The following is a 22,877-nucleotide window of genomic DNA, read 5'->3' on the forward strand; positions in this document are numbered from 1 at the left end:
TCTAATTGATGTCACAATTGACCGCGCGTGAAGTTATGGCACGCCTCGTGTCTATTTTTCTCACAGAGCCACTAAATCAACGGGGTTAAATGTATCCCGGGCATTCGGATTAATGCGAAGAAGCGCACGGGGGCACTCCCCCCGAAAGCTTCCACCGAACGCCCCCGACCCCAAGGTCGTCAGGCGCTCACCGGGATGACACACCTTCCCGGGGGTCGCCACGATACGACGGCCTTAAGTGGTCCAAGGCATTTCGGATGAATGCGAACGACACACCGCGATTGCAGGGCGATTCAACGCGTCCTGCCTCACCGGACCCGAACCGAACGAGGTTCGAAGGGTTTATACCCTCGAATCGCTTCGGTTCAGGTCCGAAGGAAATGAGGATTCCGCCCCTGCGGTACGCCGCAAGACGGTATCTGATGTTAGCCCTAGTAGTTCGGTGACATCCGAACGGATGTCACGCGAACTCGGACCTTTGAACGGTGATTTGACAGCATATCGCTGCCATTCACCCGCCAACACCCCGCGACCAGGTTTAAATGGTCGCGACCCATTCCGGTTGATCCTGCCGGAGGTCATTGCTATTGGGGTCCGATTTAGCCATGCTAGTTGCACGAGTTCACACTCGTGGCGAAAAGCTCAGTAACACGTGGCCAAACTACCCTACAGAGAACGATAACCTCGGGAAACTGAGGCTAATAGTTCATACGGGAGTCATGCTGGAATGCCGACTCCCCGAAACGCTCAGGCGCTGTAGGATGTGGCTGCGGCCGATTAGGTAGACGGTGGGGTAACGGCCCACCGTGCCGATAATCGGTACGGGTTGTGAGAGCAAGAGCCCGGAGACGGAATCTGAGACAAGATTCCGGGCCCTACGGGGCGCAGCAGGCGCGAAACCTTTACACTGCACGCAAGTGCGATAAGGGGACCCCAAGTGCGAGGGCATATAGTCCTCGCTTTTCTCGACTGTAAGGCGGTCGAGGAATAAGAGCTGGGCAAGACCGGTGCCAGCCGCCGCGGTAATACCGGCAGCTCAAGTGATGACCGATATTATTGGGCCTAAAGCGTCCGTAGCCGGCCATGAAGGTTCATCGGGAAATCCGCCAGCTCAACTGGCGGGCGTCCGGTGAAAACCACATGGCTTGGGACCGGAAGGCTCGAGGGGTACGTCCGGGGTAGGAGTGAAATCCCGTAATCCTGGACGGACCACCGATGGCGAAAGCACCTCGAGAAGACGGATCCGACGGTGAGGGACGAAAGCTAGGGTCTCGAACCGGATTAGATACCCGGGTAGTCCTAGCTGTAAACGATGCTCGCTAGGTGTGACACAGGCTACGAGCCTGTGTTGTGCCGTAGGGAAGCCGAGAAGCGAGCCGCCTGGGAAGTACGTCCGCAAGGATGAAACTTAAAGGAATTGGCGGGGGAGCACTACAACCGGAGGAGCCTGCGGTTTAATTGGACTCAACGCCGGACATCTCACCAGCTCCGACTATAGTGATGACGATCAGGTTGATGACCTTATCACGACGCTATAGAGAGGAGGTGCATGGCCGCCGTCAGCTCGTACCGTGAGGCGTCCTGTTAAGTCAGGCAACGAGCGAGACCCGCACTTCTAATTGCCAGCAGCAGTTTCGACTGGCTGGGTACATTAGAAGGACTGCCGCTGCTAAAGCGGAGGAAGGAACGGGCAACGGTAGGTCAGTATGCCCCGAATGAGCTGGGCTACACGCGGGCTACAATGGTCGAGACAATGGGTTGCTATCTCGAAAGAGAACGCTAATCTCCTAAACTCGATCGTAGTTCGGATTGAGGGCTGAAACTCGCCCTCATGAAGCTGGATTCGGTAGTAATCGCATTTCAATAGAGTGCGGTGAATACGTCCCTGCTCCTTGCACACACCGCCCGTCAAAGCACCCGAGTGAGGTCCGGATGAGGCCACCACACGGTGGTCGAATCTGGGCTTCGCAAGGGGGCTTAAGTCGTAACAAGGTAGCCGTAGGGGAATCTGCGGCTGGATCACCTCCTAACGACCGAGACCACCCCGACGGGGTGGCTCACACGCGATCTTCCGAGTTCACCAATGACACCCGTTCGGACACCTTAGAACTACTAGGGCTAACACGGGCCCATAGCTCAGTGGTAGAGTGCCTCCTTTGCAAGGAGGATGCCCAGGGTTCGAATCCCTGTGGGTCCATGGTAAGCAGTACTCCACTCCGAAACGATCGTGCCCCTTAAGTGTGGCAAGACGTTTCGACTGAATGGATACTGACGACAGATGCACCATCCCGCGCAAGCGAGGTTGGGAAGGGTCGAAAACACGCCTCGGCTATCTCCGAGGGTGTTTGATGAAACCGTGTGTACGTGCAATCCAGGCGTCCACTGGACCCGTTCTCCGGGTCACAGTGACTATATCAACTGGCTACTGTGCCAGCTGGTGGATAGCTCGGCTCGAGAGCCGATGACGGACGTGCCAAGCTGCGAAAAGCTTCAGGGACCCGCATGGAGGGTAAGAACTGAAGATCTCCGAATGGGAATCCCCACGCAATTGCCTCGCGCAATGGGGAACGTTCCGAATTGAAACATCTTAGTAGGAACAGGAAAAGAAAGCAATCCGCGATGTCGTTAGTAACGGCGAGTGAACGCGATACAGTCCAAACCGAAGCCTTCGGGCAATGTGGTGTACGGACTACCCATAACGGACCTGGATCTTATGTGAAGTCTCCTGGAACGGAGCGTGATACAGGGTGAAAACCCCGTAACATAAGATTCAGATCCCGGGGTTGTTCCAGAATAGCGGGGGTTGGATATCCCTCGTGAATTTCGCAGGCATCAACTGCGAAGACTAAACACTCCTCGAGACCGATAGCGAACAAGTAGCGTGAGCGAACGCTGAAAAGCACCCCGAAAAGGGCGGTGCAATAGGGCTTGAAATCAGTTGGCGATAGAGCGACGTGGCATACAAGGTCACTCGACGAAAGAACTGGGAGCGATCCCGTAGTATGACTCGAGTGAAGCCGATGTTACGTCGTGCGTTTTGAAAAACGAACCATGGAGTGCATCTGACTGGCGAGTCTAAGGGGTGAACCCCCGGAGGCATAGGGAAACCGATACGGCCGCAGTCTTTGACCAGGGCCACCGTCTTCAAGGGCGGGGAGCCAACCGGATGCGACCCGAAACCAAGTGATCTACGCCGGAGCAGGGCGAAGCGTGGCGAAAGCTGCGTGGAGGCCCGTTAGAGTTGGTGTCCTACAATACCCTCTCGTGACTCTGGTGTAGGGGTGAAAGGCCCATCGAACTTGGCAACAGCTGGTTCCAACCGAAACATGTCGAAGCATGACCTCTGATGAGATAGTCTGTGAGGTAGAGCGACCGATTGGGAATCCGGACTCCGAGAGGAGTTCGCTTCCCTGTCAAACTCCGAACTTACAGACGTCGTAGACTCAGGGAGTCCGGTGTGCGGGGTAAGCTTGTGCACCGTGAGGGAGACAACCCAGAGCCAGGTTAAGGACCCAAAGTGTGGATTAAGTGTGATTGAAGATTGTCTCGAGCCCTAAACAGCCGGGAGGTGAGCTTAGAAGCAGCTACCCTCTAAGAATAGCGTAACAGCTTACCGGCCGAGGTTCGAGGCGTCTAAAATGATCGGGACTCAAATCCACCTCCGAGACCTGGCGGCGTGTCTTATGACACGATTCCGTAGGTTGGCATACTGCATGGGTGGAAGCACGGGTGAGAACTCGTGTGGACCGTGCAGCAACGAAAATCATGGTCTCAGTAGCAGCGAGAGTCGGGTGTGAACCCCGACGGCCTTACGCGCAAGGGTTCCTCGGCACTGTCAATCAGCCGAGGGTTAGTCGATCCTAAGTCTAACCGTAATTCGAATTAGATGAAAGGGAAACTGGTTAATATTCCAGTACCTTCTTGCACTAAACGTCGACGCTTTAGGAAACACCGAGCGGGGCCTTCGCCCCGTCGAATCACCGAAATTCGTGGAAGCCGTAACGGCACGAAGCGAACGAATGGTGAGATAGGGAAACTCGGCGGTACCTAGAGCCCGTGAAAAGACAAGCAAGAAGCTCGTACCGAGATCCGACACAGGTGCGCTGGCAGAGCAAGCCAAGGCCTGTCGGGATCAACCGACGTTAGGGAATTCGGCAAGTTAGTCCCGTAAGTTCGCGATAAGGGATGCCTGCTCTTGACCGAGCAGGTCGCAGTGACTCGGACGCTCCGACTGTCTAGTAACAACATAGGTGACCGCAAATCCGCAAGGACTCGTACGGTCACTGAATCCTGCCCAGTGCGGGTATCTGAACACCCATTACAATGGGACGAAGGACCCGTCAACGGCGGGGGTAACTATGACCCTCTTAAGGTAGCGTAGTACCTTGCCGCTTCAGTAGCGGCTTGCATGAATGGATCAACGAGAGCGTCACTGTCCCAACGTTGGGCCCGGTGAACAGTACGTTCCAGTGCGGAGTCTGGAGACCCCCAAGGGGAAGCGAAGACCCTATAGAGCTTTACTGCAGGCTGTCGCTGAGACGTGGTCGCTAATGTGCAGCATAGGTAGGAGCCGTTACACAGGTACCCGCGCCAGCGGGCCACCGAGGCAACATTGAAATACTACCCGTTAGTGACTGCGACTCTCACTCCTGGCGGAGGACACCGGTAGCCGGGCAGTTTGACTGGGGCGGTACGCGCTCGAAAAGATATCGAGCGCGCCCAAAGATTTCCTCACGCGAGTCGGGAACTCGTGGAAGAGCGCAAGAGCAAACGGAAGTCTGACAGTGACATTCCCAACGAGTGTCGCTGACGCGAAAGCGTGGTCTAGCGAACCTACGAGGTTCATTCATGGGACCCGTAGATGACAGAAAAGCTACCTTAGGGATAACAGAGTCGTCACCCGCAAGAGCACATATCGACCGGGTGGCTTGCTACCTCGATGTCGGTTCCCTCCATCCTGCCTGTGCAGAAGCAGGCAAGGGTGAGGTTGTTCGCCTATTAAAGGAGGTCGTGAGCTGGGTTTAGACCGTCGTGAGACAGGTCGGCTGCTATCTATTGGGGGTGTTAAGGAACTTGACGTGAACGTTCGTATAGTACGAGAGGAACTACGAATGGGTGCCACTGGTGTACCGGTTGTCCGAGAGGGCAGATGCCGGGCAGCTACGCACCACGGGGTAAGAGCTGAACGCATCTAAGCTCGAAACCCACACGGAAAAGAAGTTCCACTGAGGACACTCGTAGAAGACGAGTTCGATAGACTCGGGGTGTACGCAACGAGGCAACGAGTTGTTAAGCCCGCGAGCACTAACAGTCCAAGCCACATTCATACGCACTGAGACCCGAGAACGGGTCCAGGCGCAAACTGGATTGCACGAACACATTGGTAAGACGGCCCGTCCGATATTGGTATGACAACGGTTCGATTCCGTTGATCGGCATTAAGGCGGCCAGAGCGGTGAGGTTCCACCCGTACCCATCCCGAACACGGCAGTTAAGCTCACCTGCGTTCTGGTCAGTACTGGAGTGAGCGATCCTCTGGGAAATCCAGTTCGCCGCCCCCACTCATACAGAGCCCACTGGACTTCGGTCCAGTGGGCTTTTTTCATTTATGGCGAGCGGCAAACGCTCGCTCGCACACTACACAGACAGCGACTGCTCTCTCGGTCGAGACAGCGAAAACGCCCGACTCAGGTCGCACACCGTCAGGCTTAAGCACAAGACAGGGATACCAGTAACTGCGCCAAGGTGGCAGAGTTCGGCCCAACGCATCCGCCTGCAGAGCGGAACCCCCGCCGGTTCAAATCCGGCCCTTGGCTTTTCTCTTCGAACGCAACTCTCGCGAGCGACGCGTCTCGGTATCGAAGCGGCGACTGACGACGCTATCGTACGAGCCGCTGTTCGAGCGCGCTGACCGCGTCGTCGTCGCCCAGTTCGTGTGCGAGTTCGAGGGCGTCAAGTGCAGTCTTCCGCGCTCGAACCCCGGCTTCGACGGAGGAAAAGCACGCTGCAGCGCGTCGTAATTCGGCGAGTGCATCGGAAACGTCTCCGGTCTCACAGAGCGCCGTAGCGTACTGTTGGCGACACCGGCCTTCGAGGACTGCCGTCGGTGCGGATTCGATTGCAGTCCTGAGTAGCGAAGTCCCGTCGTCAGTTTCTCCCGACCGCACGTACACCTCTCCGAGCGTCACGCTCGCGAGCGTCCTCGGCTCGTCGCCGAGTCCGGACGCTCGTTCGTGGGCGCGTTCTGCGACCGTTCGCGCGTCGTCGAGATCGCCGCTGTCCAGGAGAGTTCGGACGCGGACTGTCTGGAGTTCGGTCCGCTTCGACTCGTTTTCTTCGAGGAGGTCGATGGCGCGTTCGGCGTATTCGATGGCGGTCTCGGGTTCACCGAGTTCAGAGAGCGTTTGGGCGAGACCGTAGTACACGTCCCTTCGAATCCAATCGAACTCCGGGTCCTCGACGTCGTCGAGAAGCGATTCGTAGCGCTCGCGCGCGTCGTCGAGCGCCCCGCGGTCGAACGCTATCTTCCCGAGGTTGTTCGATGTCGACGCGACGCCGATGGAGTCGCCGATTTCGACGCGGATGTCGAGCGCGAGTCGGGCGTATCGCTCCGCTTCGTCGAGCGTCCCGTTTTCGAGTTCGATACGGCTGAGAACGGCGAGGCTCAGCGCTTCTCCCCACGGATACTGAATCTCTCGGCGAATCTGGAGACTCGTGCGGGCGTGCGCCGCGGCTGACTCGAACTCACCGAGCGTTATCTCGACGAGTCCGAGGTTCGCGAGCGTGCTCGCAACTTTCGTCTCGTCTTCGAGGTCGCGGCGGAGTTCGAGCGCTCGCTGGTAGTAGCCTTTCGCGGCCTCCGGATTGTCGGTCTGTGCCTCGATACCACCGAGCGCGTTCAACACGTCGCTGCGGCCCACCTCGTCGTCGATTCGACTGAATCGTTCGAGGGCCTCCTGTGCGTATTCGCGGGCGGGCTCGAACGAACCGCGGTAGCGTCCGACCTCGGAGCGTCCGGCAAAGCCGTCGGCGCGCGCGCGGACCAGTGCCGCCTCGTCGAGGCGCTCGTCGTCGAGCGACGCGAGCGACTCGAACTCTCGTTCGGCGCGTTCGAGTTCGCCCCCGTTGACGAACATGCGGGCGCGCCACCGACGAACGTCGAGTCGGAGCGTGCCGTCGCAGGCCCGCGGCACGTCGACGTCGGAGTAGTCGGTCTCGGCGTACAGCTCGGAGAGCGTCGGCGTGTTGACGCCGAGTTCGAACACGCTACGGACGAGTCGTTCTCCCCACGTCGCGGGGTCGCTCTCGATAGTGCGAACGATATCGGCGGTCCCGCCGAACACCGATTGGACGGTCCGGCGCGCGTCGCCGTCGTCGACGAGCGAGCAGAGCGCGTCGAGACACCGCTCGAACCGGCGGCGGGCGCGACGCTCGGATTCGAGGTCGAGCAGTCGCTGGAGGAAGCGAGCGGACCACGTCTCGTGGACCGCGCGAACCCGGTCGCCGTCGGACTCGTCGTCGCCGAACGCGGAGTAGAGGACGGTCCGTTCGAGCGCGTCGAGCGCTTCTTCGACGACCGATTCGTCCTGCTTCGACTCGGTGAGCGCGTACGCGAGCGGCGGCGAGACGCCGATGCCCGAGGCGTTCAGGAGATTCACGAGAACGCCGACGTCGACGCCGAGTCGCTCGTCGACGCGTTCGAGGTCGGCGTAGACGGAGTCGATGTCGTCGAGGAGGCTCGTCGGGGCGGCGTTCCCTCCTGCTGCCGGCTCGGCGTGCCGGGCGAGTCGATGCAAAAAGAGATACATCTCTCCTGGTTCGAGGTCCCCGCCCTCGTTCGGGGTGAGTTCCTCGGGGTCGATATCGACGTTCGTTCCCACAGTCGCCTCGAAGTGCTCGACCAGTCTGGCTCGCTCGCGGGCGTCGACGACGGGAACGGAGACCACGTCTATCGATTGTCTCCGGTGGAATTCGAGGCGAGCGGTGCCGCGGAGCGAGTCGTCGCGCCACTCGCTTTCCCGACTGTCGAGGAGGAACGTCACGCGGTCGTCGTCGTCGAACTCGCGGACGAGTTCGAAGATGCTGTTCGCCTCGGTCCGGGTCGCGTCCTCGACGACGACGAGGACGTGCCCGCTGGCCTCGGCGAGGTACGACCCGAGGTGCGCCGTGGAGGTAAACGGGTCGTGCTGGCCGGACTTCCGGTAGAGGACGGTACCCTGCTCGTGGTCGTACCACCGGCACGCGACGGACATACAGACCGTGCTCTTTCCCGCGCCGGGCGGCCCCGTCACGACGTGGTCGGTCCCCGAGCGGAGTCGGGAGAACAGGTCGTCAGTCACGTTCTCGCGTCCGTCTTCGGTCGGGCGCTCGCGGTCGAGCGCGTAACCGGCGCGGACCTCGCCGAGGTCGAAACCGGCGCGCCAACACGCCAGCGGCGGCGAGACGCCGACGCGGTCGAAGTACGCCGGAGCGAGTCGGGCGAACCCTTGCGACCGCAGCACTGTGGAGAGCACCGGGCCGCGAATCGCCGCACTCCCACTGCGGTCGTCGGTTACGTTCCGGGAGCCGGCCGTCGTCGCTTCGGCGTCCGCATCGCCCGCTTTGGCGTCCGCGATGTCGGCTTCGGTTTCGGGAGCGTCGCCGTCGGCGTTTCCGTTGAGGTCGAACGGGCTCGCGGCTTCCCAAATCGACTGCACGCGGCTCCGGGCCCACGCCACGGCGCGCTCGCTCGTGTTCTCGATGACGCAGCGTGCGCGCGCGTCGTCGTCGTAGGCGACCACCATCGCGTGGGGCGTCCCGTCGAGCGTCGTCTGCGCGATGGCGAACGGGGGAACCTCGCCGACCCGAAGCTCGCAGTCCGGGACGGTCTGTACGGTTTCGAGAAACGCCGGGTACGCCCGCCAGATAGCGGTGACGACGGAGTTGGGAGCGACGAACCGACAGGAGTGCCCGTCGACGAGCCAGGTCGTACACCGGTCGACGAACGTCTGACTCGGCAGGTACGGGAGGACGAACGTCCCGTTGTTCGTCGCTTTGAGCCTGTTTCCGAGCGCATCGAACGGGTGTGAGACGCGCGGGTCGGTCCGCAGTTCGTCGCCCCCGACGACGGCCTCGACCGGAAGCGGGTAGTCGGCGGCCGCTCCGGCGACGAACGAGTCGAGTTCGAGCACGTCGGCGGCGGCGTCGCGAGTGGCGCGAAACAGCGAAATGAACTGTCCGCCCTTCAGCGACGTGGTGTAGTCGCCGTCGTCGAGGACGAACCCCGCGGCGGTCAGGTCGCGTATCGCGCGGTCGACCGTCGAGCGCGAGTACGGAAGCACCTCGGTCAAATCTCGCTTGTCGAGGCGCGTACCGTCCAACGCGTTGAGGAAGTCGAACCGATCGGCGGCGAGTTCCAACTGTTCTGTGACGAGGTCGTCGTCGCGCGTCACGACCAACTCCCGGTTCGGCTCCGTCGAACGACTGGTCGATATCTCATTGACGGGAGGTTCGGCCAATAGTTTCAAAAACCCTTGTCAATCCACAGCTTCGACTGTTCGTCTGCACCGTCGTATTGGGGGCGGGAGTCGCCGCCGGCAGTCGCGCGACGCGGTGACACGCTCCGAGGAAAAGTAATCGTTATACGCCGCGTGGCCCATGCCGAAACCATGCAACGACGCGCCGCGGTCATCTCCGTCGTGTTCTTCCTGGTCATCGGTGCCGGTGCATACTCACTTATCGCGACTGCATCGACGCCGTCGGTCAGTTTCGAGAACCCCGAGTACTCGCTGGCACAGGGGGACGAGTTCTCCGTCCCCGATAGCGACCAGGCGTACACAGTGTCGTCGATAACCGAAGAGGAGGAGTCGGGCGGTCACGGTGGTGGCACCACGCTGGTCCGCTCCGGTGAACTCACCTACGTGAACGACTCCGCTCGCTTCACCGAGACGTGGGACAACGAGAGCACCGTCACGCTCGACGGCACGGACTACCGTGTCGAAATCGCCAACGTCTCCGACCCCACCGAAGCGACGCTGGTCGAACTGTACAACGAGACCGCAATCCTCCAAGCCGACTCGAACGCCGACAACGAGACCGTCACCCGCGACGGCGAGCGCTACGTCGTCGTCAACGATTCGACGCTCGTCTCGGTCGACGAGTACTTCCCGGCCAACGAGACGCGCACCGTCGCCGAGGGTGACTCCTTCGACTACAACAACCAGTCCGTCACCGTCGACGCGGTCGAGACCTCCGGCGTGACCCTCGAGTGGTTCGCGTCCGAGGAGAACACCGTCACCGTCGAAAACGAGGCGAACCTGACCATCTCGGGACAGCAGTACCTCGCGTACTTCCCGGACGGCGAGACGCTCGTCCTGACGCAGAACTACGACAGCTACCAGGCGCAACTGTCCGAAATCGACAGCTTCCACGAGACCGAAAACGGTCTCTGGGGCATCGCCATCGTCTCGTTCACCACGGTCATTCTCCTCATCGGCATGGCGTTCCTCCCGTCGCGGTACTGAACGTCCCGTCCGTCACCGTTTTTCGCGCGCCTCGACCGCCCCGAGCCACGCGGCTCCGGCACCGATGACGACCGCCGACAGCGACCCGACTATCTGGAGCGCCGCGACCGCGACGACCGACCCGCCGGCCGCGTAGCGCCACGGGGCGCTCGCGAGCGTTCCGAGGCCGACGAGAACGAGGAACGCGCCGACGGCGACCAGGAGCCACGGCTCCGTCCGCGCGGGGGTTCGAGTGGACATACCCTGAGAGAATCGCCGCGCGAGGAGAAAAGCGAGACGGCGAGGCGGACTACCGCCGGAGGAAGTCGAGGAAGCGGTAGTCGTGGTCCGGCGTGTAGGCCCGGAACAGGAGGCTGTTCGTGAGGACGGACACCGACGACAGCGCCATCGCGCCCGCGGCGAACACCGGCTGGAGGAGGCCGAGCGACGCGAGCGGAATCATCGCGGTGTTGTAGCCGAGCGCCCAGAACAGGTTCTGTTTGATTTTCGCGAGCGTCCCCGCGGAGATGCGGATGGCTTTCACCACGTCGAGCGGGTCGTCCCGCATGAGCGTCACGTCGGCCGCCTCGATGGCGACGTCGGTTCCCGAGCCGAGCGCCGTGCCGACGTACGCGGCGGCGAGCGCGGGCGCGTCGTTGACGCCGTCGCCGACCATCATGACTCTCGTTCCGTCGGCCTGCAGGGACTCGACGGCGTCGGCCTTGTCCTCGGGGAGGACGCCGGCGCTGACGTTCTCGGGGTCGATGCCGACCTGCTCGGCGACGGCGCGGGCGGTCCGCTCGTTGTCGCCGGTAATCATGTGGACGGTCGCGCCGCGGTCGCGGAGCGCGGCGACGGCCTCCGCGGCCGACTCCTTGATTTCGTCCGCGTCGGCGACGACGCCCGCGAGGTCGCCGTCGACCGCGACGAGCATCGCGGTCTTGCCCTCGCGTTCGAGGTCGCGGAGCGCGTCCTCGGCGGGCGCGGGGTCGACGCCCGCGTCCGAGAGGAGTTTGCGGTTACCGACGAGGACGGTCTTCCCGTCGACGGTCGCGCGAATCCCGTGACCGGGGACGTTCTCGAAGTCCTCCGGGTCGGCGAGGTCGAGGCCGCGGCCTTCCGCGCCGGCGACGATGGCGCGGGCCAGCGGGTGTTCGCTGTTGCGCTCGGCCGAGGCGGCGTACCGGAGGACCGCGTCCTCGTCGAGCGTCTCGTCGTCGGCGGTGACGACGCCGGAGCCGTCGGCGGCGGGGCCGACGGCGACCACGTCGGTCAGCGTCATCTCGCCTTTGGTGAGCGTGCCGGTCTTGTCGAAGACGACCGTCTCCACGTCTTTGACGCGTTCGAGCACGTCGCCGCCCTTGAACAGGACGCCGTTGCGCGCGCCGATTGCCGTCCCGACCATCGTCGCGGCCGGGGTCGCGAGGCCGAGCGCGCAGGGACAGGCGATGAGCACGGCCGACGCGAAGACGACGACGGCGAACTCGAACGTCGAGACCGCGCCGCCCGCGGCGACGGGGCCGCCCGCGACGAGCCCCCAGACCGGGAGCGACCGGATGAAGCCCGCGAGCGCCTCGGGGAAGAGGAACCAGACGACGCCCCACAGGAGGGCGTTGGCGATGACCGCGGGCACGAAGTACGCCGAGATGCGGTCGGCGAGGTTCTGAATCTCGGGTTGACGGCCCTGGGCCTCCTTGACGAGCGAGACGATCTGCTGGATTGCGGTCTCGGAGCCGACCTTGGTCGCCTCGACCACGAGGACGCCGTTTTGGTTCACCGTCGAGCCGACGACCTCGTCGCCTTCGGCCTTCGAGACGGGGACGGACTCGCCCGTGACCATGGACTCGTCGACCGCGGAGTCGCCGTCGACGACGACGCCGTCGGTCGGAATCTTCTCGCCGGGACGGACCTTCATGCGGTCGCCGACCTCGACCTCGTCGAGGGGGACCTCGCGTTCGGTCCCGTCGTCGTCGACGAGCGTCGCGGTGTCGGCTTCGAGTTCGAGGAGCGTCCGGAGCGCCTCCGACGCCTGCCCCTTCGAGCGCGCTTCGAGGAAGTTCCCGAGCGTGATGAACACCAAGATGAGCGCGGCGGTGTCGAAGTAGAGACTGCCGGCGAGGAGACCGACGAGGACGGCGACGGAGTAGAGGTACGCCGTCGAAGACCCCATGGCGATGAGCACGTCCATGTTGGCGGTGCGGTTCCGGACGAGCGCCGTGTAGGAGTTCTCGTAGAACTCGCGGCCGAGGTAGACCTGCACCGGCGTGGCGAACGCGAAGCCGACCCAGCCGATTGGAACGCCCGTGCCGGGAATCGTCTCGGGGAGGCCGCCGCCGAACAGTTCGACCGCGAGCATCGCGAGGAGCGGCAGCGACAGCGCCGCGCCGAACAGCGTCAGGCGCTTCTGCCGGCGAATCTCCTCGTTACGGGCGGCGTCGCGGGCGTCGTCCGCGTCCCCCTCGTCGCCGTCGTCTTCCCGGACGGGCGTGTAGCCGGCTTCTTCGACCGCCCGGTACATGTCGTCGAGGCTCGCGTCGGCGGGGTTGTAGGTGACGTGCGCCTCGTCGGTGGCGAAGTTGACCTCGGCGGCGACGACGCCCGGAACCGACTCCAGCGACTTCCGGTTCGCGTCGGCGCAGTTCGCACAGCTCATCCCGGTGATGCCGATGGTCCGGCTCTCCGAGAGCGCCTCGTAGCCGGCGTCCTCGATGGCGTCGTATATCTCGCCGAGCGATACCTCCTCGGGGTCGTACTCCACGGAACCCTCGTCGGTGGCGAAGTTGACGCTGGCGCTCGCCACGCCGTCGAGCGCCTCCAACGCCTCGCCGACGGTGCGCGAGCAGTTCGCGCAACTCATCCCGCGGATATCTAAATGGGCCGTTCGGCTACTCATCTCACCGATACGTACGTGCCCCTCTCTTACCTCGATTTCCCCTTCAGGACCGAGCGTCATCGAGGGGTCGAACTTTGGATTCGAAACCAGTGGCCGCGTCGCTCGATTATCGGCCCCCGGCCCGCTCAGTCGTCGTTCGCGCCGGCTTCGAGGCGGTCGTATCGGTCTTCGAACCGGCCGAGACAGGACGAACAGCAGAAGTGGTAGAGCGTCCCGCCGATGCGGGCGCTCTCGCCCTCGCTCGTCACCGTGTTGCCGCACTCGGCGCACTCGAGGGCGAATCCGGTTCCGTTGACCGTCGGCGTCCACTCGGCGGACTCCACGAGGCTCACCTCGTAGTCACGGACCCGCGAGAGGTCCACGAGGTCGTCCAACTGGGCGCGGACGGAGTCCCCGTCGAGCCGGGCGTGGACGGTCACTTCGCCGTCCGCCGCGACGAACAGGTGGTGGACCGGGTCTGCCGCTCGGAGGGTGTCGCGGACCTCGTCGACGAACTCCGGGCGGACGGTGAGTCTGACGAGCACGGGCGTCCCGCCCGAGAGCGTCGACTGGTCGAGGTCGACGGTGAACCGGCGAATGATGCCCTCCTCGCGGAGGCGGTCGATGCGGTCGGAGACCGCCGGCGCGGAGAGGCCGACTTCGGCGGAGATGTCGCTGAAGGGTCGGCGGGCGTCTTCGGCGAGGAGTTCGAGGATGTGGAGGTCTGTTTCGTCGAGCGCGCGCATGCGACTCAGTTGGTACCACGATGTCATAGGTGTTCCTCGCGCTTGGCTTTCGAATCGAAAGCTAACGTCGGGAGTTTGTCGAACCGCCGAAAGGGAAATCCACTAAATCGGGAAGCCCCTATCTCGAACCGCATGTCGACCACGCTCACCGTCACCGGGATGACCTGCGAACACTGCGAACAGCGCGTCGCCGACGCCCTCGCCGGCGTCGACGGCGTCGAGGACGCGACCGCCGACCGCGAGGCGGAGCGAGCGACCGTCGAGGGCGACGCCGACACCGACGCCCTCGTCGCGGCCGTCGAAGAGGCGGGCTACGACGCGAGCGCCTGAACCCGAGACGCTCGGCATCGACCCGGACGGCGAGGTGACCGGGTGCCACGACCGGGGAGTCGGTTCGATGCGCCCACCTCAACGGTTTTCTCCGGCGACCCGCTACCAACGACCATGCACGCGCGGTCGTGGGCGGCCGTCCTGTTCGCGCTCGTCATCGGACTCCTCCTCGCGCTCGGCGTCGTCAGACTCGCCGCCGGTGACACCGGCGACTTCGCGCGGAACGCCGGCATCGCCGCCCTGCTGACGGTTTTCGCCGTCGCGCTGGTCAGAGACTGGGCGTCGAACGCGGAGTGAGGCTCGCGACCGGGAGCCTCGCCCGGCCGATCCCGCGGGAATATATCAACAGATTGTCTTTCACTTCGGGGGCAGACGGTTACAAGAGGCCGCGGTCCCAATCCCGCCTGTGTCTCCACCGAGCGACGACGACTTTCGCACGCACTCCCCGACGGCCCCGATAGACGACACGCCGACCGTCTCGTGTTCGCGGTGCGGCGAGGAGTGGGACCTCTCGTACGAACTGGACGAGCTACAGCTCGGCAACCAGTCGGTCGAGCAGTTCGCGCTCGACCACCGTCGCCACACCGGACACTTCCCGGACGACGTCTCGCCGTGGGTCGTTAGCTGCCGACAGTGTCCCGACGGCGAGCAGTTCCTCTCCGAGGCCAGCGCCCGTCGGTGGGCCCGCACCCACGCCCGCCACACGCGACACGAGGTGGCGATGGACCACGCCGACGACGACGGGGTCGTCATCACGCCCGAGTGAGTCGGCGGGGACGGGTCAGTCTCGCCCGACGACGCCCGCCGTCGGCCGTGTGACCGGTGGAACCCACGCACCGTATCGAGACGTATCTTCGCGTTCGCGCCCGCCGAGGGTGCCGGTTCGAATCGACGTGGACGGCCCGCCGATTCCCAGTTTCCGAGGATTCGAAAATCGCTCCGGATTTATAACCTCCCGGCGGCCCACGCTTCACACGTGAGGTGACAGACGATGGCCGCAACCGGCGAAATCGAGATGCTGGGGAACCGGATGGAGTTCGACTACGCCGAGGGCGTCACCGGCTACGTGCTCGTGTTCGCCCGAATCATCACGGGGTACTGGTTCCTCCACGCGGGGGTGACGAAGTACCTCGCCGCCGAGCCGTTTAACGCGGGCGGCTGGCTCGTGAACGGCACCGCCGGCGCGCCCGGCCCGGTCCACGCGTTCCTCGCGTGGGTCGGCCAGACGCCGTGGATGCTCGAGTTCACGAACGTCATGGTCCCGCTGGGCGAGACGCTCATCGGGTTCGCGCTCATCACCGGGGCTGCCGTCCGACTCGCCGCCGCCGGGGGGACGTTCCTCATGACGTTCTTCTACCTCGGCAACGCCGACTGGGGACACGGGCTGGTCAACGGCGACCTGCTGGGGCTCGTGCTGTTCCTCGTCGTCGGCGCGCTCGCGGCGGGCCGCATCCTCGGCCTCGACGCGTACCTCGAAGAACTGGAGTTCGTCCGTCGGCGGCCCGCGCTCCGGTACCTCCTCGGCTGAGGCGATTTCGGCCGCGCTGGGCCGCGTTCGTCAGGCAGTCCGGCGGGCTTTCTCTCGGACGTCGTTACCGGTGATTCGCGTGAGTCAGACTCTTTACGGGCCGTTCTCCGCGTGTCGGTGGATTTAGGAGTCCCTAAAATCCGAAAGTGGTTTATTGTATTAGGGACGCCTAAAACGTATGAACGAAGACGGAGCCGACTTCGACCACGCTCTCCGACGGGCTGTTCTCACGGGGGCGGTCTGAGCCGTGACCGACCAAGGCACCGAACCTGACTCGACGGACGTGGTCGTCGTCGGCGGCGGTCCCTCGGGGTGCGCCGCGGCCGTCTTCACCGCGCGATACGGCCTCGATACCGTCGTTTTCGACCGGGGCAACGCCGCCTTCCGCCGGTGTGCGTACCTCGAAAACTACCTCGGTTTCCCCGCCGGTATCGGCGTCGACACCTTCACCGCGCTCATGCACGAACACGTCGCGGAGGTCGGCGCGGACTACGTCGCGGACATGGTCGTCTCGGTCGAGCGACCGGGCGACGATGCGGGTGGAAACGCGAGTGACGCCGACGCCCGGCGATTCGTCGTCCGCACGCAGGACGACCGCCGGGTCGAAGCCGACTACGTCGTCGCCGCCGCGTGGTACGACGGCGACTACCTCCGCGGCCTCGACGACGACGACGCGATGTTCGAGGAACACGACCACCACGGCGAGGTCCACGAGCACTTCGACGCTTCGTACGCCGACGACGACGGGCGAACTCCCGTCGAGGGGCTGTACGTCGCCGCCCCGTCGGGCGAGCGGAACGCGCAGGTCGGTATCGCCGCCGGACAGGGCGGCCACGTCGCCCGGTGTCTCATCGAGGACCGCCGGCGCGAACGCGGCTTCCCCGGCGACCTCGCGCGCCACTACGACTGGCTCCGCGCCGACACCGAGTTCCAAGGCGAGTGGGGCGACCGCGACCGCTGGCGCGAGTGGTTCGAAAGCGAGGTCCCCGACGACGCCGACCTCGACGACGAGCGCCTCGCGGAACTCCGCGAGTCCTACATCGACCGGGCGTTCGACACCCGCCGGACCGACCACGAGGTCGAGACCGCCGAACCCCGCGGCATCCGTCGACTCGTCGAGGCGATCGGTACCGAACGCGTCCTCGATGCGCTCCCTGACGAGGCGCTCGCGGACTACCTCGACGGACGCGAACTCGGGGGTGTCGAGCAGTGAGCGGGACGACGTCGACAGAACAGTCCTCGGGGTCGGTGCTGAACCGGCTGTTCGGCTGGATAGACGGCTCGCTCGTGTCGCTTTGTCTCGCCAGCCTCGTGGTCGTCGTGGCCGGCGGCCTCGTGCAGGTCAGCTTCGGCGCGTTCTCGATGACCATCGGCGAGGCGTGGCGCGCCGTCTTCGACCCCGCGGTCATCTTCGACCCGCAGGTCTGGCAGGTGTTCCTCCTCGGCGGCGAACTCCCAGACCTCAGTCGGCGGACGCTCATCGTCTGGAACATCCGGCTCCCGCGGGTGTTCGTCGCCGCCCTCGTCGGCGCGAACCTCGCAATCTCGGGCGCGATTTTCCAGGCGGTCACCCGGAACGAACTGGCCAGCCCGTTCATCCTCGGCGTCTCGTCGGGGGCCGGACTGCTCATCCTCCTCACGCTCGTCGTCTTCTCGGGGCTCGCGGCGTACCTCCCGCTTCTGGCGGCGCTCGGCGGGATGTTCGCGTTCGTCCTCGTCTACCTCATCGCGTGGAAGAACGGTACCTCGCCGGTCAGACTCGTCCTCGCGGGCGTCATCGTCGGCACCGTCTTCCAGAGCCTCCAGACGGGACTGTTCTTCTTCGTCGACGACATCGGCGTCGTCCAGTCCGCCATCGCGTGGACGACCGGCTCGCTCACCGGAACCGACTGGGAGCAGGTTCGCATGGCCCTCCCGTGGTCGATTATCGCTATCGGCCTCGCGCTCGGGAGCTCCCGACAGCTCAACGTCCTGCTTCTGGGCGAACAGACCGCCCGCTCGCTCGGGATGTCAATCGAGAAGGTCCGATTCGCCCTCTCGGGCGTCGCGGTCCTCGCGGCCGCGGCGAGCATCGCCGTCGCCGGCATCGTCGGCTTCGTCGGGCTCGTCGTCCCGCACTTGGTCCGGAACGTGGTCGGCAGCGACTACAAGCGCCTCGTCGTCGGCTGTCTGTTCGCCGGCCCGGCGCTGATGGTCGCCGCCGACGTGGGCGCGCGCCTCGCGCTCAACCCGATTCAGCTCCCGGTCGGGGTCGTCACGGGCCTCGTCGGCGGGCCGTACTTCCTCTACCTCATGCGCAAACAGCAGAACATCGGTGAAGTGTGATGTCCGAACAGCAATCAGGAGACTCCCAACAGATGGTACAACACGGCGAAACGGACGCGACCGCGGACGGACGCGCGAGCGTCGAAGACGGCTCGACACGCGAGAGCGCGCTCACCGGTGACGCGCTCGAACTGTCGTATCCGACGAGCGAGGAGCCGGTCGTCGAGTGTGACCGAATCGACATCCCGCGCGGCGAAATCACGGCGCTCGTCGGACCGAACGGCTCCGGCAAGAGCACGCTCCTGAAGTCGCTCGCCAAACAGCTCTCGCCCGACACCGGGAACGTCTATCTCGACGGGAAGTCCATCACCGAGTACGACGACAAGGCGTTCGCGCGCGAGTTGGGACTGCTCTCCCAGCAACACGACTCGCCCACGTCGCTCACCGTCGAGGACCTCGTCTACCACGGCCGGTACCCCCACCGGAGCTTCTTCGAGCAGGTCAACGAGGACGACCACGACGCGGTCGAACGCGCCATCGACCTCGCGGGCGTCGAGCACATCCGCGACAAGCAAATCGGCAACCTCTCGGGCGGACAGAGCCAACTGGCGTGGATTGCGATGGTGCTCGCACAGGACACCGACGTGCTCCTCCTCGACGAGCCGACGACGTACCTCGACTTGCACCACCAGCTCCGGGTGCTGGAGACGGTCCGCCAACTCAACGAGGAACGCGGCGTCACGGTCGCGGTCGTCCTCCACGACATCGCGCAGGCGGCGCGCTTCGCCGACTACCTCGTCGCCATGCAGGACGGCGAACTGTACGACTGGGGCCCGCCGAGCGAGGTTGTCACCGAGGAACTCCTCGCCGACGTGTTCCGCGTCGAGGCCGCGGTCAACTACACGCCCGACCCGGAAATCGTCCCCAAGCACTCGCTGTAGCGGCTCGGCGCTCCTTCTCGACGCTCAGTTCCGTTCCGTTCCCGTTCCGTTCTATCGCCCCGTCACAACTGCTCCAACTGCTCCGACCGGCCGCGACCGTCTACTGGACGGCGACGATTTCGATGTCGAAGACGAGCGTCTTCCCCGCGAGTTCGTGGTTGAAATCGACTTCGACGGCGTCGTCGCGAACGGCGGTGACGTCGCCGTGGAGCCCGTTTTCGGCGTGGACGTGCAGGCCGACCTCGGGCGTCTCGCCGACCATCCCCTCGAACGTCTCGGGGTCGTAGGTCCGAATCCGGTCGGGGTCGAACTCGCCGTAGGCGTCCGCCGGCGGGACGGTCACGGTGGCCTCCTCGCCGGCCGACATCCCGACGACGGCCTCGTCGAGCCCCGGAATTATCTGCCCCGCGCCGACGACGAACGTCTGGGGGGCGTAGTCGTCGCGGTCCTTCTCCTGGGCCTCGTACAGGCCGTGTTCGACCGCGACCTCGTACCGCGAGGTGTTGAAGACGGTCCCGTCTTCGAAGCGTCCGACGTACGCGAGCGCGACTCGGTCTCCCGACTCGATTGCCATAGCGGGGCTCGGCGGAGGACGCGCATAAAAGTCGTCATCGAGGCATCCCGCCGGGGGGGTTACTGCGGTCGGGCGGGCGTCCGAAGCGCCGGCGGCCTGTTGCTGTCGGCTGTCGTCGCCATCCCAGCTGTCGTCCCGTTTTCGACGCCCTCGACCCACCCCGGGGGCGTCACAGTCGTCTCGCCGACGCGGCCGTAGGTCCACTCGAATCGCACCCAGTAGAACCCCTCGTCGGAGACGAGCGCGTAGGTCGCCGTCGCGTCGGCGACGAACCCCCGCTCGTCCACGTGAGCGACGAACTGGTAGTCCTGGACCGGCTCGACGCCGCCGATGGCCGGGCGTTGACTCCCCTCGATTCGGTAGTACGTGACGTTCTCGTCGGTCACTTTCCCGGTCACGTTCGTCGCCCGCGTGTCGAGGTACTGGCGGACGAGCCCGCGGTTCAGCCCCCGCGGCTCGAACTGCACGGGCGGCGCGGTGGCGTTGCCGGCGACCTTCCGGGTCCGCTCGGCCCCGTCTTCGGTCTCGGCGACGTACCACGCGTCCCCGTCGTAGTAGACCGTCGAGTCGGGCCGCGAGCGGACCCGACTGGAGACGGTCTCGGCGATGACGTAGCGGTCGCCGGCGACGGCGATGTCGGTGTCGTACTGTCTCCGCGTCGAGTTCGGGTCCGCGCCCTCGGGTCGGTAGATGTCGACCCACAGCGTGTAGGACTCCTCGGCCAGCGCGCGCTCGTGGGCCGTGCTGAGAGCGGTCAGGTTCTCGATGCCGTCCGGCCCGACGCCCGGAACGCGCTCCAGCTCGCCGGGTTCGATGGGCTCGACCGGCCCGGGGCGCTGGCCGCTCCCGAGTCCCGGCGCGCCGGCGTTCCGCGTTTCCGACCCAGAGGCGGTCTCGGTCGCCGCGGTTTCCGACGGTCCCTCCGTCGCCGCGTCGTCGCGCTCGGGCGTGGCCGTCGGCGACCCCGACTCACCGGCCCCGCCCGTCCCGACTCCGGCGGACTGCATCGACCCGTCGAGCGGCGAGGGCACGAGGTCGAGCGCGACGGCCGCCCCGCTCACGACGGCGACGACGACGAAGAGCGCGGTGATTCCCCGGGCGGCGTCGCGGCCGACCGCGGCGGTTCGGTCCCCGAGTCGTCGGACCCTCCGCCGGGCGCGAACCCGGAGCGGCGGCCGGAGGTCGTCGAGCGACGCGCCGAACTGGCGGCGACAGACCGCATCGGCGTCCTGCCGGTCGATGGCGTACAGGAGCGCCTCGGCGATGTCGCCGGCGTCGAGGTGTTTCACGCCGGCCGTGTCTCGCTCGGCCGCCGCCGACGCTCTCGACCGACGGCCGAAGGCGGGTCGAATCCGGACCGACCGGCCGCGGCGCTCGGCGCGGACGACCCCCGCCTCGACGCGCGTCTCGAAGCCGCGGGCGGCCCAGAGGTCGGAAACGAAGGCCAGTCGCGCCCGTGTCGGGAGGCGTTCGAGGCGGGCGACGACCGTCCGGTACCGGTCTGCTCGCTGGTCGGCGTTCATCTGGTGCTTCCCTAGATAGAGGGGGCCGACGGTGATAGGCACTTCTGCGGCTCGGGGGTTCGCGGCGTCCCGCCCTGTCGGGTCCCCGGCTCAGACGACCCTGTCGAGGAGCGATTCGAGGACGGGCGCGACGCCGAGCACGTCGAAGACGACGAGCAGGTAGTAGGCGCTGACGACGAGCATGACCGCGCCGGTGACGCGGTTGATGGCGGTGGTGTGTCGGGCGAACCACCGGGTCGCCCGTCGGCTGTACCGCTCCGAGACGAGGGCGAAGACGAGAAGCGGCGCGCCGATGCCGAGGCCGAACGCGAGGAACCCGAGGAGACTCTCGGCGGCGGTGTCGAACAGCACGGGGACGCGCGCGAAGAACAGGGCGATGAAGCCGGGGTTGCAGGGCAGGACGATTGCGCCGAAGAAAAAGCCGTAGGCGAACGCCGACAGCGCCGGGTGGCGTGTCTCCGGCGGCTCGACGGTGGGGAGCCGCGCGAACACCTTCGCGTCGAAGAGGAGCGCGAGGCTCACGACGAAGAGGACGCCGAAGGCCGCCGGCGAGACGACCTCGACGACCGCCGTGAGCGACAGTTCGAGGAGGAACGAGAACACGACGCCGACGACGAGCATGAACGATACCGCGCCGGCGGTGACGAGGCCGCCGAGGACGGCTATCGGGAGGCCGCCGTCTTCGTCTCCATCTCTGTCTCTGTCCCTGTCCCTGTCCCTGTCCTCGCCCTCGACTCCGTTCCCGTCGCCGCGACCTCTCGAACCGCGTCCGTCAGCGACCCCGCCGGCTGGTGACGGCGACTCCGCGCTCGCCCGCGAACTCTGTCGCGCGAGGTACGCGAGGAAGCCGGGGTACAGCGGGAGGGCGCAGGCCGCGGTGAGCGGGGTGCCGACGCCGAGGAGGAACAGTTCGAACAGCCGCGGCGCGAGGTCGGTCAGCACTCGTCGACCCGCTCGCGGAGGAACGCGGTCGTCTTGTGGCCGTCCTTGAGCCGCGTCGCGGTCCCGTCGGGACAGAGCCGGACCATCGGCACGACCGGGGCGCTCGCCATCGACGAGCCGAACTCGGCGGTGAGGCTCCGCGTGACCGGCTCGGGCGAGACGGCGTAGCGCCAGTCGAAGCCGTGGTCCTCCGCGTGTTTCCTGACCTTTTCTGCGTCCTCGTTGGGGTCGATGTCGAGCGCGACCGTCAGCACGTCGTCGCCGACGGCCTCGTGGAACTCGACCAACTCGCGCTGTTGGCGCAGGCAGTTCGAACACCACACCGCGAACGTCTCCAGGAGAACCGGTCGGTCGAGGAGCCCCTCGATAGTGAACGTCTCGCCGGTGCGAACGTCAGTGAGTTCGGTCGTCCGCCACGCGCCCTCGTCGGCCGGCGTCCCGGTCGACCCGTCCCCCGTCGTCGTCGCGTCACCCTCGGCGTCGACAGTTCCGCCGCCGCTTCCGCCGAGGCAGCCAGCCAGCCCGACCGTTCCCGCCACGGCGCCCGCGCCCGCGAGCCGAAGGACGTCTCTCCGCGTCGGCGTTCCTCTCATATCGTTGTAGGGTCGCTATCGGAGCTTAATTCGGCCGCGTTGGGGCGCGGGTGACGCACAACCCCGAAGTCGCGCCGGGGCG

At 65.2% G+C, this 22,877-nt stretch carries 16 protein-coding genes, 2 tRNA genes and 3 rRNA genes; 13 read left to right on the forward strand and 8 right to left on the reverse strand.

All coding sequences use genetic code 11. The annotated features are described in order from the left end of the window. Positions 1 to 555: 555 nt before the first annotated feature. The 5 genes from ABY42_RS08440 to ABY42_RS08460 all read left to right on the forward strand — a co-directional run bounded on the left by ABY42_RS08440 (position 556) and on the right by ABY42_RS08460 (position 5,816). Positions 556 to 2,028 (forward strand): 16S ribosomal RNA (locus ABY42_RS08440). 97 nt (positions 2,029 to 2,125) lie between these two features. After that, a tRNA-Ala gene (locus ABY42_RS08445) sits at positions 2,126 to 2,197 on the forward strand. Between the two features lie 216 nt (positions 2,198 to 2,413). Beyond that, positions 2,414 to 5,326 (forward strand): 23S ribosomal RNA (locus ABY42_RS08450). A 113-nt stretch (positions 5,327 to 5,439) separates the two neighbouring features. Next, a 5S ribosomal RNA gene (rrf, locus tag ABY42_RS08455) occupies positions 5,440 to 5,561 on the forward strand. Together the 16S, 23S and 5S rRNA genes with 2 tRNA genes alongside form the textbook arrangement of a ribosomal RNA operon. A 178-nt stretch (positions 5,562 to 5,739) precedes the next feature. Next, positions 5,740 to 5,816: transfer RNA gene (locus ABY42_RS08460), tRNA-Cys, on the forward strand. Positions 5,817 to 5,879: 63 nt separating this feature from the next. Here the strand turns inward: ABY42_RS08460 and ABY42_RS08465 are convergent. Continuing rightward, the gene (locus ABY42_RS08465) at positions 5,880 to 9,431 is read right to left on the reverse strand and encodes a tetratricopeptide repeat protein (protein ID WP_231608252.1); all 3,552 of its coding nucleotides are present in this window, start codon (positions 9,429 to 9,431) and stop codon (positions 5,880 to 5,882) included. Positions 9,432 to 9,647: 216 nt separating this feature from the next. Here ABY42_RS08465 and ABY42_RS08470 point away from each other — a divergent pair, with 216 nt between their 5' ends. Continuing rightward, complete coding sequence (locus ABY42_RS08470; RefSeq protein ID WP_050459187.1) at positions 9,648 to 10,502, forward strand: hypothetical protein; 855 nt, start codon at positions 9,648 to 9,650, stop codon at positions 10,500 to 10,502. A gap of 12 nt (positions 10,503 to 10,514) precedes the next feature. On the opposite strand, the gene ABY42_RS08475 is transcribed toward ABY42_RS08470, so the two are convergent. The 3 genes from ABY42_RS08475 to ABY42_RS08485 all read right to left on the reverse strand — a co-directional run bounded on the left by ABY42_RS08475 (position 10,515) and on the right by ABY42_RS08485 (position 14,099). Next, a complete protein-coding gene (locus ABY42_RS08475) occupies positions 10,515 to 10,742 on the reverse strand; it encodes a hypothetical protein (RefSeq protein WP_004976531.1) in 228 nt (75 codons plus the stop codon). 49 nt (positions 10,743 to 10,791) lie between these two features. Then, positions 10,792 to 13,374 carry a heavy metal translocating P-type ATPase gene (locus ABY42_RS08480; protein ID WP_050459188.1) on the reverse strand — a complete coding sequence of 861 codons (2,583 nt, stop codon included), beginning with the start codon at positions 13,372 to 13,374 and terminating at the stop codon, positions 10,792 to 10,794. Positions 13,375 to 13,499: 125 nt separating this feature from the next. Next, the gene (locus ABY42_RS08485) at positions 13,500 to 14,099 is read right to left on the reverse strand and encodes an AsnC family transcriptional regulator (RefSeq protein WP_049905180.1); all 600 of its coding nucleotides are present in this window, start codon (positions 14,097 to 14,099) and stop codon (positions 13,500 to 13,502) included. A gap of 132 nt (positions 14,100 to 14,231) precedes the next feature. On the opposite strand from ABY42_RS08485, the gene ABY42_RS08490 reads away from it, so the two are divergent. From ABY42_RS08490 to ABY42_RS08520, 7 genes are all read left to right on the forward strand, one after another. Next, a complete protein-coding gene (locus ABY42_RS08490) occupies positions 14,232 to 14,429 on the forward strand; it encodes a CopZ family metallochaperone (protein ID WP_004976528.1) in 198 nt (65 codons plus the stop codon). 114 nt (positions 14,430 to 14,543) lie between these two features. Beyond that, a complete protein-coding gene (locus ABY42_RS08495; protein WP_004976527.1) occupies positions 14,544 to 14,726 on the forward strand; it encodes a hypothetical protein in 183 nt (60 codons plus the stop codon). Between the two features lie 109 nt (positions 14,727 to 14,835). Further along, positions 14,836 to 15,195 (forward strand): hypothetical protein, encoded by a 360-nt coding sequence (locus ABY42_RS08500; RefSeq protein ID WP_004976525.1) that lies wholly within the window; start codon positions 14,836 to 14,838, stop codon positions 15,193 to 15,195. Positions 15,196 to 15,420: 225 nt separating this feature from the next. Next, positions 15,421 to 15,957, forward strand: a complete 537-nt coding sequence (locus ABY42_RS08505; RefSeq protein ID WP_050459189.1) for a DoxX family membrane protein — start codon at positions 15,421 to 15,423, stop codon at positions 15,955 to 15,957. Between the two features lie 247 nt (positions 15,958 to 16,204). Next, a complete protein-coding gene (locus ABY42_RS08510) occupies positions 16,205 to 17,170 on the forward strand; it encodes an FAD-dependent oxidoreductase (protein WP_004976522.1) in 966 nt (321 codons plus the stop codon). Beyond that, on the forward strand, positions 17,167 to 18,282 hold the full coding sequence (locus ABY42_RS08515; RefSeq protein WP_004976520.1) for a FecCD family ABC transporter permease: 1,116 nt from the start codon (positions 17,167 to 17,169) through the stop codon (positions 18,280 to 18,282). The genes ABY42_RS08510 and ABY42_RS08515 overlap by 4 nt, the downstream gene beginning before the upstream one ends. A gap of 32 nt (positions 18,283 to 18,314) precedes the next feature. After that, on the forward strand, positions 18,315 to 19,163 hold the full coding sequence (locus tag ABY42_RS08520; protein WP_394325131.1) for an ABC transporter ATP-binding protein: 849 nt from the start codon (positions 18,315 to 18,317) through the stop codon (positions 19,161 to 19,163). Positions 19,164 to 19,263: 100 nt separating this feature from the next. Here the strand turns inward: ABY42_RS08520 and ABY42_RS08525 are convergent, their stop codons facing one another. The 4 genes from ABY42_RS08525 to ABY42_RS08540 all read right to left on the reverse strand — a co-directional run bounded on the left by ABY42_RS08525 (position 19,264) and on the right by ABY42_RS08540 (position 22,795). Beyond that, positions 19,264 to 19,737 (reverse strand): FKBP-type peptidyl-prolyl cis-trans isomerase, encoded by a 474-nt coding sequence (locus ABY42_RS08525; protein ID WP_004976518.1) that lies wholly within the window; start codon positions 19,735 to 19,737, stop codon positions 19,264 to 19,266. A gap of 59 nt (positions 19,738 to 19,796) precedes the next feature. Further along, complete coding sequence (locus ABY42_RS08530) at positions 19,797 to 21,260, reverse strand: hypothetical protein (protein WP_050459192.1); 1,464 nt, start codon at positions 21,258 to 21,260, stop codon at positions 19,797 to 19,799. A gap of 90 nt (positions 21,261 to 21,350) precedes the next feature. Continuing rightward, positions 21,351 to 22,202 carry a cytochrome c biogenesis protein CcdA gene (locus ABY42_RS08535; protein WP_050459193.1) on the reverse strand — a complete coding sequence of 284 codons (852 nt, stop codon included), beginning with the start codon at positions 22,200 to 22,202 and terminating at the stop codon, positions 21,351 to 21,353. Further along, positions 22,196 to 22,795: a TlpA family protein disulfide reductase gene (locus ABY42_RS08540; RefSeq protein WP_050459194.1), complete on the reverse strand. Its 600-nt coding sequence runs from the start codon at positions 22,793 to 22,795 to the stop codon at positions 22,196 to 22,198. The genes ABY42_RS08535 and ABY42_RS08540 overlap by 7 nt, the downstream gene beginning before the upstream one ends. Positions 22,796 to 22,877: the final 82 nt, after the last annotated feature.

It is taken from the genome of Haloferax gibbonsii, assembly GCF_001190965.1.
Lineage (GTDB): Archaea > Halobacteriota > Halobacteria > Halobacteriales > Haloferacaceae > Haloferax > Haloferax gibbonsii.

Bases quoted from the DNA above. Each gene is read 5' to 3' on its own strand.
- ABY42_RS08470 (WP_050459187.1), top strand. From the start codon at position 9,648: ATGCAACGACGCGCCGCGGTCATCTCCGTCGTGTTCTTCCTGGTCATC.
- ABY42_RS08475 (WP_004976531.1), bottom strand. From the start codon at position 10,742: ATGTCCACTCGAACCCCCGCGCGGACGGAGCCGTGGCTCCTGGTCGCC.
- ABY42_RS08480 (WP_050459188.1), bottom strand. From the start codon at position 13,374: ATGAGTAGCCGAACGGCCCATTTAGATATCCGCGGGATGAGTTGCGCG.
- ABY42_RS08485 (WP_049905180.1), bottom strand. From the start codon at position 14,099: ATGCGCGCGCTCGACGAAACAGACCTCCACATCCTCGAACTCCTCGCC.
- ABY42_RS08490 (WP_004976528.1), top strand. From the start codon at position 14,232: ATGTCGACCACGCTCACCGTCACCGGGATGACCTGCGAACACTGCGAA.
- ABY42_RS08495 (WP_004976527.1), top strand. From the start codon at position 14,544: ATGCACGCGCGGTCGTGGGCGGCCGTCCTGTTCGCGCTCGTCATCGGA.
- ABY42_RS08505 (WP_050459189.1), top strand. From the start codon at position 15,421: ATGGCCGCAACCGGCGAAATCGAGATGCTGGGGAACCGGATGGAGTTC.
- ABY42_RS08520 (WP_394325131.1), top strand. From the start codon at position 18,315: ATGGTACAACACGGCGAAACGGACGCGACCGCGGACGGACGCGCGAGC.
- ABY42_RS08525 (WP_004976518.1), bottom strand. From the start codon at position 19,737: ATGGCAATCGAGTCGGGAGACCGAGTCGCGCTCGCGTACGTCGGACGC.
- ABY42_RS08530 (WP_050459192.1), bottom strand. From the start codon at position 21,260: ATGAACGCCGACCAGCGAGCAGACCGGTACCGGACGGTCGTCGCCCGC.
- ABY42_RS08540 (WP_050459194.1), bottom strand. From the start codon at position 22,795: ATGAGAGGAACGCCGACGCGGAGAGACGTCCTTCGGCTCGCGGGCGCG.